Source organism: uncultured Algibacter sp. (genome assembly GCF_947487575.1).
Lineage (GTDB): Bacteria > Bacteroidota > Bacteroidia > Flavobacteriales > Flavobacteriaceae > Algibacter_B.
This window is the reverse complement of the sequence record NZ_CANKXG010000006.1, coordinates 150,382-162,791: the sequence shown is the minus strand read 5'-3', so window position 1 is coordinate 162,791 and position 12,410 is coordinate 150,382. Positions and strand designations below refer to the sequence as shown.

General features: G+C 31.5%; 15 protein-coding genes. 5 read left to right on the top strand and 10 right to left on the bottom strand.

Features of this window, described 5'->3' with window-relative positions:
- Window positions 1-2: 2 nt before the first annotated feature.
- From Q0870_RS08100 to Q0870_RS08085, 4 genes are read right to left on the bottom strand one after another with little or no spacing between them, the layout of a single operon-like run.
- Window positions 3-845 (bottom strand): hypothetical protein, encoded by an 843-nt coding sequence (locus Q0870_RS08100; protein ID WP_298554297.1) that lies wholly within the window; start codon window positions 843-845, stop codon window positions 3-5.
- A 2-nt stretch (window positions 846-847) separates the two neighbouring features.
- Window positions 848-1,429, bottom strand: coding sequence for a conjugal transfer protein (locus tag Q0870_RS08095; protein ID WP_298554292.1), 582 nt, complete (start codon window positions 1,427-1,429; stop codon window positions 848-850).
- Between the two features lie 4 nt (window positions 1,430-1,433).
- Window positions 1,434-3,836: a TraG family conjugative transposon ATPase gene (locus Q0870_RS08090; protein WP_298554289.1), complete on the bottom strand. Its 2,403-nt coding sequence runs from the start codon at window positions 3,834-3,836 to the stop codon at window positions 1,434-1,436.
- Window positions 3,823-4,017: a hypothetical protein gene (locus Q0870_RS08085; RefSeq protein WP_298554616.1), complete on the bottom strand. Its 195-nt coding sequence runs from the start codon at window positions 4,015-4,017 to the stop codon at window positions 3,823-3,825. The genes Q0870_RS08090 and Q0870_RS08085 overlap by 14 nt, the downstream gene beginning before the upstream one ends.
- Here Q0870_RS08085 and Q0870_RS08080 point away from each other — a divergent pair.
- Window positions 3,953-4,090, top strand: a complete 138-nt coding sequence (locus Q0870_RS08080; RefSeq protein WP_298554629.1) for a hypothetical protein — start codon at window positions 3,953-3,955, stop codon at window positions 4,088-4,090. The genes Q0870_RS08085 and Q0870_RS08080 overlap by 65 nt on opposite strands.
- A 16-nt stretch (window positions 4,091-4,106) precedes the next feature.
- Here Q0870_RS08080 and Q0870_RS08075 read toward each other — a convergent pair whose 3' ends face one another.
- Complete coding sequence (locus tag Q0870_RS08075; RefSeq protein WP_069831856.1) at window positions 4,107-4,394, bottom strand: hypothetical protein; 288 nt, start codon at window positions 4,392-4,394, stop codon at window positions 4,107-4,109.
- A 175-nt stretch (window positions 4,395-4,569) separates the two neighbouring features.
- On the opposite strand from Q0870_RS08075, the gene Q0870_RS08070 reads away from it, so the two are divergent.
- The 4 genes from Q0870_RS08070 to Q0870_RS08055 all read left to right on the top strand — a co-directional run bounded on the left by Q0870_RS08070 (window position 4,570) and on the right by Q0870_RS08055 (window position 8,402).
- Window positions 4,570-5,223 carry an N-acetylmuramoyl-L-alanine amidase gene (locus Q0870_RS08070; protein WP_298554286.1) on the top strand — a complete coding sequence of 218 codons (654 nt, stop codon included), beginning with the start codon at window positions 4,570-4,572 and terminating at the stop codon, window positions 5,221-5,223.
- A 289-nt stretch (window positions 5,224-5,512) separates the two neighbouring features.
- The gene (locus tag Q0870_RS08065; protein ID WP_298554284.1) at window positions 5,513-6,439 is read left to right on the top strand and encodes an SMEK domain-containing protein; all 927 of its coding nucleotides are present in this window, start codon (window positions 5,513-5,515) and stop codon (window positions 6,437-6,439) included.
- Between the two features lie 3 nt (window positions 6,440-6,442).
- Window positions 6,443-6,682, top strand: a complete 240-nt coding sequence (locus Q0870_RS08060) for a hypothetical protein (protein WP_298554281.1) — start codon at window positions 6,443-6,445, stop codon at window positions 6,680-6,682.
- A complete protein-coding gene (locus Q0870_RS08055) occupies window positions 6,675-8,402 on the top strand; it encodes a DUF2326 domain-containing protein (protein WP_298554279.1) in 1,728 nt (575 codons plus the stop codon). Before Q0870_RS08060 ends, Q0870_RS08055 begins: the two co-directional genes overlap by 8 nt.
- A gap of 115 nt (window positions 8,403-8,517) precedes the next feature.
- Here Q0870_RS08055 and Q0870_RS08050 read toward each other — a convergent pair whose 3' ends face one another.
- The 5 genes from Q0870_RS08050 to Q0870_RS08030 form a co-directional block, all read right to left on the bottom strand.
- Window positions 8,518-9,639: a hypothetical protein gene (locus Q0870_RS08050; protein WP_298554276.1), complete on the bottom strand. Its 1,122-nt coding sequence runs from the start codon at window positions 9,637-9,639 to the stop codon at window positions 8,518-8,520.
- Between the two features lie 13 nt (window positions 9,640-9,652).
- Window positions 9,653-10,309: an ATPase gene (locus Q0870_RS08045; RefSeq protein WP_298554273.1), complete on the bottom strand. Its 657-nt coding sequence runs from the start codon at window positions 10,307-10,309 to the stop codon at window positions 9,653-9,655.
- A complete protein-coding gene (locus Q0870_RS08040; protein ID WP_298533084.1) occupies window positions 10,293-10,940 on the bottom strand; it encodes a hypothetical protein in 648 nt (215 codons plus the stop codon). The genes Q0870_RS08045 and Q0870_RS08040 overlap by 17 nt, the downstream gene beginning before the upstream one ends.
- Window positions 10,941-10,946: 6 nt before the next feature.
- Window positions 10,947-11,228 carry a helix-turn-helix domain-containing protein gene (locus tag Q0870_RS08035; RefSeq protein ID WP_028283588.1) on the bottom strand — a complete coding sequence of 94 codons (282 nt, stop codon included), beginning with the start codon at window positions 11,226-11,228 and terminating at the stop codon, window positions 10,947-10,949.
- Window positions 11,229-11,507: 279 nt separating this feature from the next.
- On the bottom strand, window positions 11,508-12,335 hold the full coding sequence (locus Q0870_RS08030) for an RteC domain-containing protein (RefSeq protein WP_298533087.1): 828 nt from the start codon (window positions 12,333-12,335) through the stop codon (window positions 11,508-11,510).
- Window positions 12,336-12,410 lie beyond the last annotated feature (75 nt).

Here is a 12,410-nt window from a genome sequence, read left to right as displayed (position 1 = left end):
AATTAGCTGGTAAACAATCTAAGCGTAAAAGATGTAGCGCGTTTGTATAACTTGAATTTCAGGAATACGATAAAGCCTACCGATCCTAATTGTACAACAGGCGCAAAGAAGCCCTGGCCAAAATCGGTACCAAACAAGTTGGTCCAGAAATTGGTGTTAATTTCAGTATAGATGGCGTTGACAAATACATTGACTAGAAAAAATGCTGGCACTAACATATAGACAGCTGCATAAAGTTTAAAAAACGTGTAGGCAAGTGATCGGAATTTTTCAAATACTGCCAGACTTATAATCAATGGAAAAAATGCCTGCATAATGCCTAAAAGAAAGAAGCGTTCTGCTAAAAAAAGCGGGTAGATAAACAAGTCTAGAATCCATAAAAATAGACTCACTATGAAAGCAAGTATTTTGAATCCGTATAGAGGTGTTATCAAAGCTTCGTAAAGTAATGCCATAGCAGCTTGCGCTGCTTCGATAAAATTTACATCTTCTTCAATAGGAATATCCTGCATCTGTAAAGGCAACAAAGCAGGTGCAGTACCTCGATATTGTCCTTCAACTGCAACAAGAATACTGTCAAAAAACCCTAAAATCTGAGTTGAAAATATAACCAAGAGTACCACAGCAAAATTCTTTGCTAGTTCGCCAGGACTCAATCCCCAAGAATAACCATCTTTATCCGCAATCCCTTCATTGTACTTTTTAAGAATGTTGACTAGAAAAAACAAAACAGCAAGCGTTTTCATTCCTGCAATGGTATATTGCGAAAAACTACTGTTCTGTATGGTTTGAAACACCGTGTCGATATATTCTAGCCCAATTCCTAAGATGATGGTTGCGGTCATTTCTAATAGTTTGTTTCGCGATTATTGACTTTATCCTGCATTTTTCTGAAGGATATAATATCCCTATAACGTTTCGTTTTTGTCTTGATATTTGAAACCATTTCCTTCGATTCCAGTTCTTTTTCTTTTAGTACTTCTGCACGTTCGGCGTCTGTCATTTTAAGATTATCGCTGGATAAAATTTCACCTATAAATTCGACGGTGTCCAATGAGTTTTGAACTATGGCATCGAATGATTCTACAACCTTAGTAACTTCATCTGGTTTTATATAAGGCGAGTTCAAGATGTCTTGTAAATCATTTTGCATAATCTGAATAAGGCGTTGATTGTTTTGTGCAATTTCCTCAACCGCTCTAAGCTGTTGCACTACACTCGAAACTTTTTCTATTGCTTCTTTTGCATCCTTTAAAAATTTCACAGACTTAATCATTTGAGCTGTCTGTTTACCAGATTCCACAAGTTGTTTTACCAAACTAATAAAATTGGTGTTGTCATAAGTTGGCATTCCTTGGCTTGTTGCCTTTGATGGAATTAATAGCATTAATGCTACTACCATTACTAAAATTCTGATTTTGTTTTTCATAATATTACGTTTTAGATGTGAATTGAATTATTGCTTTTTGCATGTCATGATGCTCTTCATAGAACTTCATTATGTCTTCGTTTTCTTGTCCATCGGTTAAATAGGCTGCGTACACTTCTTTAGGCACTTCAAGCCTAAAAATGTTGCTTTCCTTTCCGATTTTGATAAACATTTCGGTATACTTCCGTGGACCAGAAAGATTGTTTTTAATGGATTTTAATTGGTTTAAGTCGTGGCTAGATAGATTGAGTCTTTTAACCAGTTCTTCATAGCCTTTTTCATTATTGAGACTGTAAATGACTTGGGTATTCTCTAGAATGCTGGCAGATGTTGAATTATTCGGAAGTTGATTAATGGATTGCAGTATAATTCCAATAGCGCCATTTTGTTTACGAATAGCTTGATAATAGAATTCTACACTTTCCAGTACATTTTCAAACTTCAGTTGTTTAGCAAACTCATCGAAAAGGATGATGCCCTTTTCTGCTCTGTTTTTCCAAATAGTTCGTTGGATGGCAGACTTAATGAGCTTCAACATTACGGACAAAATTTCCTTATTGTCTTTTACTTCGTCTAGTTCAAAAACAATCAATCGTTTGTCTTCTATTTTATAGGTCTGGTCTTCGCTAACCTCAAATAGAAAACTATATAGACCATCGCCAACGTACTCAGACATCACATGCAAGAAGCTGGTAACATTAAAGTAGTCGGGATGGATTTTAAGGGTAGTCAGAAGATCTTTCTGATGCTTTTCTATAAAGTTGTAATAACCTTCCAAAGAATGATTTTCTGAAGTGCTATTGTAATAATGACGTAATATTTTCTTAACGGAAACCGATTGCGCTTTTGTTACTTTTAAATCTGAAGCAAACAATTCAAAAAGAAATACTGATAAATCCTCTAACCGTTCAGGTGTCAAATCTTTTACGTCACTAATGTAAAAAGGATTGATACCTAGGTTCTTTCCGCTTTCATATCGTAATACGGTATATTTTTCAGGATAGAGTTTGGCGAATTTGGTATAAGAACCACCTAAATCTATGATGACCAATCTTACACCACTTTCAAAATATTGGCGCAGAATGTTATTTGCTAAAAACGATTTGCCTTCGCCTGTAGGTGCGAAAATGGCAAAGTTACGTGCCTTTATTCGTTTCTTTTTTTCATCCCAAACATCTTTTAATACCGGAATGTTATGTTCCCTGTCATTAAAGATGATACCTGTTTTATCCGATTTGTAATTGGTATTATTAATAAATAAGCAAAGTGCATGCTTTAAATCGGTAACATATAAATCATTATTCGAGAAATTGGAAGAAAAGCAACAGTAACTATTCAGGATATAATTTTTGCGTTCTTCGCCTCTTGGATAATAAGGAATGATATCTAATTCCTTGAATTCCGTTTTAATTTTGGAAGTTATCTTGTCCAGCTCTTTAGCATCCTTAGACCAATAAATAATATTGAGATGACCACGAATAATACGTGAATTATCATCTGCATTAATTTGGTCTAAAATGTGCTGAATTTTACCAAGAACCACCTTATTCTGTGAACCAAAATTGGAACTTTTATTAAGTTCTTCTATTTTCTTATCCAATAGCTTGCGCCACTTTTGTTTGTCATCCAAATAAAGAATCTGGTTAACAATATGGTTTTCATTAAGTGTAAGTCCTAGACCATCAATAAACCCTTGATGAAACACAAAATCGTCCGAAGTGAATTTCTCATTGGTTTTGCTACTTTGTACGTTTTCGCCAAAGCATAATTCGCTGTTGATGGCAAGCGCATCAAAATGGTTTTCGCCAACATTGACGCTTTTCTTTTCTAGTAAAATATCGGTATCAAATCCTTCATTGAAACCATTGAAATAACCATTTGTGAGTTTCTGAATATCTTCCGATTTAAGTGGAAGAAAGGCCATTTTTCGGCTATTGTTTATAAAAGAAACAGAATCGCTTACAGAATTGGCAAAGCTCTTAATGTTATCATCTAGTTCCTGTACAATTCCCTTTGAAATTTTTCTGAACGGATTGACATATTTCGGATTGTTAAGTGCTTTATTCTTGGTTAAGATGAAGAATAGATAACACTTATGCTCTATATGTCCACGACCTTTAAAATGTTCGTGTGTGGCTTTTTCTAAAAAGGTAGTGTTTGGAAGTTGTTCTGAAGAATAAGATTTCTTAAGGTAAATGTCTTGTTTGTGAACTACAGTACCAATTGGTAATGATTTCAAAGCTTGAAACCATGCACTATGCATATCCTCAAAATCCTTTTCGGACAAAGAATAGATTTCTGGTAGATTCCCTTCATAGCATAAAACCACATTGCCATTGTTGGCAAATATGATGTGGTCTTGAATATCTACAATAGGTTGATATGCTGAAATATTAATCTTGTTCATAATCGAAGCCTGAATTTCTTTTATTACTTATAATTCTTGGAAAGGCTTTTGCTATCTGAAAAAGTTGTGGATCGTTGGTTATGCGTGTCAAGGCAACATATAAAGCTGCATTGAAAATGAGTATGCCAATTATCATCACAAAACTGAAAGAGAAAATGATGATTAATAATGATGCAAGAATTGAAACCATCATCAAGGCAAACAGGGAAATGGGCAGTCCAAAAATTACTGCCCGTTTCCTAATGTTTTTATAAACCTCGTATCGTTTCATTACACTACGATAGTTATTAAGTAAGTGAAGATGCCTACCACAGCACCAGCAATGAGAACAAATACTAAAACACGAGTAATACCTTTTTTAAGGTCTGCGTTCTCGCCAAAGAAATGACCAGCATTAAATAGGAATCCAACAAGAAAGATGACACCTAGAATGATTGGGAAAATGGTTCTAATGGTATCTGAAACATCGTTTACAGAATCTTCAATACCACCAATTTGTGCAAAGCTTGACGCAGATGTCATCAAGAATGTGAGTAAGATAAAAATTGATTTTTTCATAATTATTTGGTTTAGCCTTTCGAGGCAGTTTCTAATTTTATTTTGTGAAATCTATTATGAAATGAAGATGAAGGAAGAAAATCTCTAAATTTTAACGCTAATTGGTGTTAAACTTTTGAAAATTATTAAGGAAGTGATTGATTTCTTGAATATTGTGTAATCTAAAACGATTATTATGAGCACATTAAATCAAATTACATTCTTACTATTCTGCGTAGTTTTTCTAAATCTTTCTTATTCACAGAATGGTAAAGACCAACCCAAGAAATCTATTGTAGTAATAGATCCTGGGCATGGTGGAAAAGATGTTGGCGCAACGACCAAAACTGGTATAAAGGAAAAAGATATTGCTTTGGGTATTGCTTCAAAAATGTTGGTACTTAATAATGCCTTATTTGAAAACCCTTTAATGTTATTTCTAACTAGATATACAGACACATTAATATCTCTTAGCGATAGAACAAAACTATCCAAAAAACTAAAAGCTGATATATTTATTTCAATTCATTGCAATCAAGCCATAAACAGAACAGCCTCAGGAACAGAAGTTTTTATTCATCCTAAAAGCGAAGTGCAAGCTGAGGAATCTGCCTATTTAGGATTTACCATACAAAAAGGATTGGCAGATATACTTGGTATTAAAATCAGAGGTATAAAATATGGTAATTTTCAGGTGTTGCGGGATAATGGCGATATTGGAGCAACTGTTCTTTTAGAACTTGGGTTTTTGTCTCAAACTAATGAGGCGGTATATCTATCAAAAGAAGAGTCTCAAAGTGCTGTTGCTTTGGTTATACTTCAATCGATTATTAAATTTTTAGGGTTATGAGTGAGTTGTATTTAGAGGTTATTATTGTAATTAGAAAAATATTATTATCTATTATTAGATTATTTAAAGTAAGATCATTGTTCTAAATATATAATGTAGTTAAGAGAAGAAATGAATTTAACTTTACGCGATAGTGTTAATACCATAATTTTCGCATTTTCAATGAAGTATAAATGAAGTGATATGAGCTACTTTTAAAACATTGGTTGCCTGTTCAATAAATTTACAATAACAAATTAATTAATATTTATGAAGAACAAAATTTAGAAAAAGTATCTTTACATCGAAAATGGACAATAGACAAACTTACATATCAATAATTACAAAAAGACTAACATATCTTCAGAAAGAAGTAGAAAATTTTAATTCATTAAATTTAACTGATATAAATGTTTTTGCTGAAAACTTTTATAGAGACCTATTCAACTTAATTGGATTTAAATTTAACAATACAAATTTTGAAAGTAACAACTTTGCCCATATAGACTTAATTGATAGTGTTAATAAACAAGCAATTCAGGTTACTTCCCAAAATGATAATATCAAAATTAAAGAGGCGATAGATGGCTTTTTTTCAAAACCAGAAAATCAATACTATAAATTACAAATATTGCTCATTTCAAAAGACGCAAAAAATTACAGAACGAAGTTCGGAAAAAACTTTAATCATACAGAAGATGTTTTGGATATTAAAAGACTTCTTGCAATCATCAATGACCTTCAAGAAATAGATAAGATTAAAGATTTAGCAGACTTTTTGAACAATAATATATTGACAGAAAGGCAAAAAACAGAATGTTCAGAAGTTGAAACCATAATGGAGCTGATTAATTACCTTAGTTTAAATAAAAACAGAATAATTATTGACAAAACAGTAAATGTTGATCCAAAAAATAAAATTGAAAACAGGTTTAGTGAACATTCAGATTATCTCAAACAACAATACGCAGGTTTATATGGTAAATATAATGGTCCTTTAATCGAAGCGACATCAGAGATTGATAGCGTGGAAGCTGAAATAATTTCAGATTTTTTAAAAGATGAAAGTGACATTATTTTAACTAAAGAAAATAACAACCCTAAACTAGCTTTGCATTCACTTGTTGAATTATTTTATGGAAAACTTTCTTCTAATGGAGTTAAGTTTGACAAACAAGCTATTAAGTTTTATTTACTTGATGAATTAATTAATTGCAATGTATTTCCAAACAAATAATTTATGTTATTATCTAAAGACGAAAATATAAAGACTTCATCAATATATGTTGCAACTCTTATTTTGAAACAAATTCAGAAAAAGAAGGTGGATAAAATTTCTATTTTCGATGTTTCTAAAGAACTGAAAAAACATAATATAACTCGTTATCGACACTTGTTTTTTGGTCTTGCATTTTTGTATTCTTCAGGAATAGTAGATTTTCAAGAACCTTTTATTTATATCAAAAATAAAAATGATTAAAATCAATAAATTATATAGTGAGCCTGAAATATTCACACCAATATCTTTTGATTTTGGGGTCAATATAATAATGGGAGAGAAATCAGAAAAGACAAATAAGAAAATTGGTGTTGGAAAATCAATATGTATAGAATTTATTAACTTTTGTCTATTAAAAAGGATATCAGATAGTCGGCTAAATTTAATACCTAAAAAAAATACTGATATTGTTGAAAGTCAAATTAAATTAGACTTCGATTTCAATAATAAAAGGGTTGTAATTTCTCGCTCGATTAGTAATCCTGAGCAGGTTTTAATTGAAATTGATGATAAACAAATTTATTTTGAGAAGCTAGATGACGCTTCTGAATATCTCGGAAATCTTTATTTTGAGAATTATTCCGCAAAGACTACACGTCTGAGTTTTAGAAATCTATTACAACCGATTATAAGAGACGAACGATCAGAATTTAAGGATTTAATAAAATGTTTTGACACAAACAAGTCGATTCCACCTGATTATAGTCCTCATCTTTTCTTTTTGAATGTGGGTCTTGAAAAATACAAAGAGATAAAAAAAGTTAATGATGCATTAAAAAAGAAAAGAGCTTTTTTCTCTGAAACTAAAAAACTCATAACAAATAACAACGAAATAAAAATCCAAGATGCTAAAGCTCATCTCAATGAATTAGAAAGTGAAGTTGACAAAGTTAATAAGGCAATTGAAAACTTGAAAACCAATGAATCATTTGAACTAGTCCAGGAAGATTTAGTTAAGCTAGAAGCGAAACTGACACAATTAAGGACTAAACAACAAGCGATAAAATACGAGATTAAACAAATAGATTCGTTCCCTAAACCTGAAAGTATTAATGAAAACGAAATTCAAATAATTTTTAATCAGTTCAAGAAAGGTCTAGGAAATTTAGTTGAAAAGTCTTTGGAAGATTTGAAAGAATTTAAAAATAAGATTGATGGTTTTAGAAATTCAATTGTAAATGATCGCTTGACAAGCTTAAGAACTGAGCTTTCTGAACTTAATTCAATCGTTAGAAAAATTGATGAAGAGTATTCGGAAAAAATATCATTATTAGACAATGGAGAAGTCTTAAAAGATTTAAAAACATCGATTAATGTTTTCAATGAAAAGAATCGAGAGTTAAATAATTTACGTTCATTAATTCAAAAATACGATGAATCAGAGAGAGACAAGAAAAAAATAGAAGCAGATAAGGCTGTTTTGATTTCCGACTTCGAAGAAGAATTATATAAAAACGAAAAAACATTAAAGAGTTTTAAAGAGTCAATACTAAACATTCACGAAAGAATTATGGGAAATCGTGAGGCACATTTTGAGATTAAAACAACAAAAAATCAAAGTGTGGTTGATTTTATAATGAGAACTGATGATGATGGTAGTCATTCAACTGAAAGAATGAAGGTGTTTATCTATGATATTGCATTAATGTTGAATGAATACACTCGACCAAATCACCCAGGATTCTTAATCCACGACAACATATTTGAAGATGATGATTCTATTGAAAAAAGTTTAAATTATTTATTTGAATACAATAACAAAACACCAAATGAATTTCAATATATAGTTACGCTTAATAGTGATTTAATTGAATCGGCTTTAAGAAATGGGAAACTATTATTTAAAGTAGATGATTTAAAACGTGAAGCATTTACAAAGGACAATAGATTTTTAGGAATGAAATATAACGAAACAAAATAGAAGACACATGATTGATCAGCATCCAAAGCGCTAATAATTCAAATAAATAATTGATTTAATATATTAGGTCTGCTCTATTATCTAATTAATGTGTGCTTTTAGTTCAATTGAATGATTACATGTTTCTAATTCTTCCCCAAACCAAAGGATGTTCACTAGCAGCAACATTTCTATTAGAAACAGATTTATAGATAGACCATTGCGGATGCTTTTCTGGCCACATCGCTTTGCGATTTAAGCCACTATCTTCCATTTTATTGAATAAAGCTGGAGAGAACAACATGTAATCTTTCTGCTTAATATTTACACCCATTCTGTAAGCGCCTAATCTAAAATAAGTGCCATCATTTCCCTTATCAATATCCACTTCAAACGAGAGATGTTTAGTAATGTCTTTCAAGTCTGTATCTTGTATTAAAGGCGATAGAGAATTACAATAAGATGGCGCGTTGAATGTACCTGCAATTATGATATTATTTTTGCCTTCAGCAATCAACTTTTTGTAAACTTCAGCAATCTTATAAACTTGTTTTTTTCTAATTTTATCAGACTGTTTTCTATCTTTTGTAGGCTTTCTTAAATAAGCATTTAGTAACCAAATAGTTTCTTTTGATGGTGTACTAATTTCATATTCAATCAAATTTTTGTCATCATCATTAGTTGCTGCATTGATATTGTGAATTCTAACAGCATCTAGATTATAGCCTTGCCGCAATGCTATTCCCATTTCTAAACTATTCATATCGTTACCTTGAATCACAAAAGAGTGGTTAAAAGGTTTGCAGTCAAATTCTGGTAGAATGAGCTGGTTAAAGTCTTCAAATGATGCTCTATCCTCGATTTCTTGTAGAAGTAAAATATCTGGATTTACGTTGGCGATAACTTGTGCTTTATGTTGTGTTGATTTAGGATGAATAGGAACGGTTTGTAGTTTTATCCATCCGTTCCAATCTGTGAGATTACCAGCTCTGTTATCAATAGAATGGCTAAGACCTTTCATAAAGAGAAAACCTGCTTTTCGTCTCAAAACAGCATAAGGACGAGGACTTGATTTTTCAAAACCAATTAAAAATGATAGTTCTCTAATACGATCTTGCTGGATCAATGATTTAGAGGGTTCAAGCATGAGTTCGTCAAGCTCAATTGTCCAATCGGCGGTTAGATTTTTGGTTAGTTTTTCTAGTAGACTTCTGTCTCTGTGAAATAAGTTCTGAACATTAAAAGTTGCTATTTTCATAATTTCTAAATTTTTACTTTCGTTTATCGTTAGTATCTTGATCGAATGCTATGAGATTGAATAATTCTCGCATCCTACTTCGGACTCTATTGCCATATAAATCTTCCAATTCTTCTGCATTTAGGTTTGTAGTTCCGTGTGTTTTTATGTGATGATTTATAAAAAGTTCGTGACGTGAGAGTAAGATTTCGCCCATCACGTTACAGTCCTTTCCGTAGTGTCTTCCAATAGGTTCTACACCTAAATCATCAAAACAGAAAAACTGCCTACAACCATAATCTTCAATCGTTTTGTAGCCAATGTGATTGAAACCAAATACAATATTTCTGGAAGGAATCAGGATGTATGGTTTTTGTAACGGAACGATATTTTTAAGCAAAATCATTAAGCTTGTTTTGCCACAGCCTACAGGTCCGGAAAGTAAAATACCTTTATCTGGATCTATCTCGTTTTTCTTGCAGTTTGCTTTGTCTTTTATGAAATAATGACAGAGTTTTAAAATGATTGGATGGTCTTCTTCGTAGATTTTAAAACCGTTACCAAAGAGCATTTTTCCTTTGACATCGAGGTAAATTAAGATTTTTTCAAAATCGTACGTCACTTCTTTGCCATCAAACGTGCCAATGTCATACGTTTTGTGTTCTTCGACTATTTTACAAGGGTTGACCATAATCTTTGTTTTTACTGGTTCTCAGGTTGTCCTTTTTTTGAGGAACTGCATCTGCAGTTTCAAATTCATTGGCTTTAAGCATCCAATTACTTGCAGTAGCATGCCAATCTTCTATTTTTATTTTGCCACCAATTTTCCAACCAATGCCTTGATAGTGGTTGTAGAATTTCTTGGCTTCATTATCTGGCCATTTTTTCTTTTTAAAAAAATCAATGACTTCAAATTCATTTTTTGGTAGCTTAGTTTTATTTATGTTTTCTATTTGTTTATTAATGTTTGTATTACGTATCAATGCTTGTTCAGTACTAGTTTCAAACTCATTCACAACTTGTTCAGAGGTTGTACCGAAATTGAACAACTTGATTTTACTTCCTTTATAAGGATTATGTGAAGGGAAATATTTTAGATAATCCCATGAATCCATCTGTTTTAAACAACGATGATAAGTTGCTGTCGAACCAATTTTTGAGAGTTCCATAACTTCTTGTCTGTCTATGTAAAATTCTTCTCGAAATCGGTTTAAATTCCAAAACTGAAACAAAGCCATATATAAGCTTACATGAGTTGTATTTAACCTTTTGTCTGCATAGAATTTTTGAAATACAGCATTGAGATGTTTTATATAATTCATACATATTTATTCCGTTTTATGATGAACTCGATTATTATCCATAACCTTCTGAATTTCTTCGGAATCATAAAAAATGATACCACCTACCTTTGTATAAGGAAGTGTTCCTTTAATTCGAAGATTCTGTAAAGTGCCAGGACTAATTTGCAGTAAGTCCATAAGTTCTGAGGATTTTAGATATTTCTTCAGTTTACCTTGCGCTTGTTTACTTAAAAGTTTTTTGATATCGTCGAGCAGTTCAAGTTTGAAATCTCTAAGATCATCTGTAGTAATAATTGTTGCTGGCATAGTAGAACTATTTTTAGAAAAGAACTACCATTTTGCTTTCAATTAAAATGATAGCCCTTGACCTGATTTGACTTTCGTTCTACAAATTTGAATAGTATTGATGGATTTTAATCACAAGTAAGACCAGAGTACGGTCAAATTTTAACATTATTAAATTTGATGCTATTTGGTGTGTTTTGATGTTGTTATGAGTGAATTATTGATTAGAAAAAGTAGATAATTGGAATAAAAACATGTAAGCAGGAGGTCAACCGTATGTGGTTAAAAAAATGAATATTTTTATTCGTCAGCGCTATCCATTTTAAGAAGTAAACCATTGGATAAATCATCCAGAAACTTGGTTCTGCTTATTTTTCGAGATTTGATTTCAGAGAATATTTTATAGAAATCCCCAAGGTCAAATTGTAATACTTTTTGCAGAGCTGTTGCTATTTCTTTTATATCGACGTTGCCATTATTGATTACACGATTATAATAAAGTGCATAGATTAGTTCTGTCAATGCAGATTTAGAAGATGTCCATTTTAGGTTTGTTTTATTAACTTCATCAGTAGATTTTCCATTCTTTATTTTATCAAGTCTAAATTTTAAGTAATTTATAAAAAGCTTGTAGGCTCTAATCTTACCTAAGAGCATATCACGAGGCGTACTAAAATCTGGATCTTGAAAATAAAATTTTGATGATGAGATTAAGAAGCTGTCTAAATGACCTCTTGTGTAATATTCCTTATCAAAGTGATGGAGTTTAGCTTCAACATATTGGTTGAAATCAATATTGTATAAATAGAACCGATTAAGCTTTCGAAGTTTTTTCCTTAAAGCTTTTTCTTGGTCTTGAACATTTGATTTTGGAAACTGTAGTTCAAAAGAACGTATTTCGGTGTAATAGATTAGTTGAATTAAAGAGGTTTGTTTTTGATGTTTGAAGAATTCTACTTCCTTTGGAACTGAAACAAACCCCGTTTTAATAATAGCTTTTTTAAAATCATTTAATGTATTGCGCGATAGGATGATGATTTGACTAGACGTGTCAAGGATGGATAAGGAACTTTGTTCAATTTTTTCAAGTTCATTTGTGTAAATAGTATTGCGTAAGTTAAAATCCATCACAAAAGTTTAGTTATACACGCGGTATTCAATAGATTATCTATTGACTTTTAATAGTATTTGGTAGATTTTAGG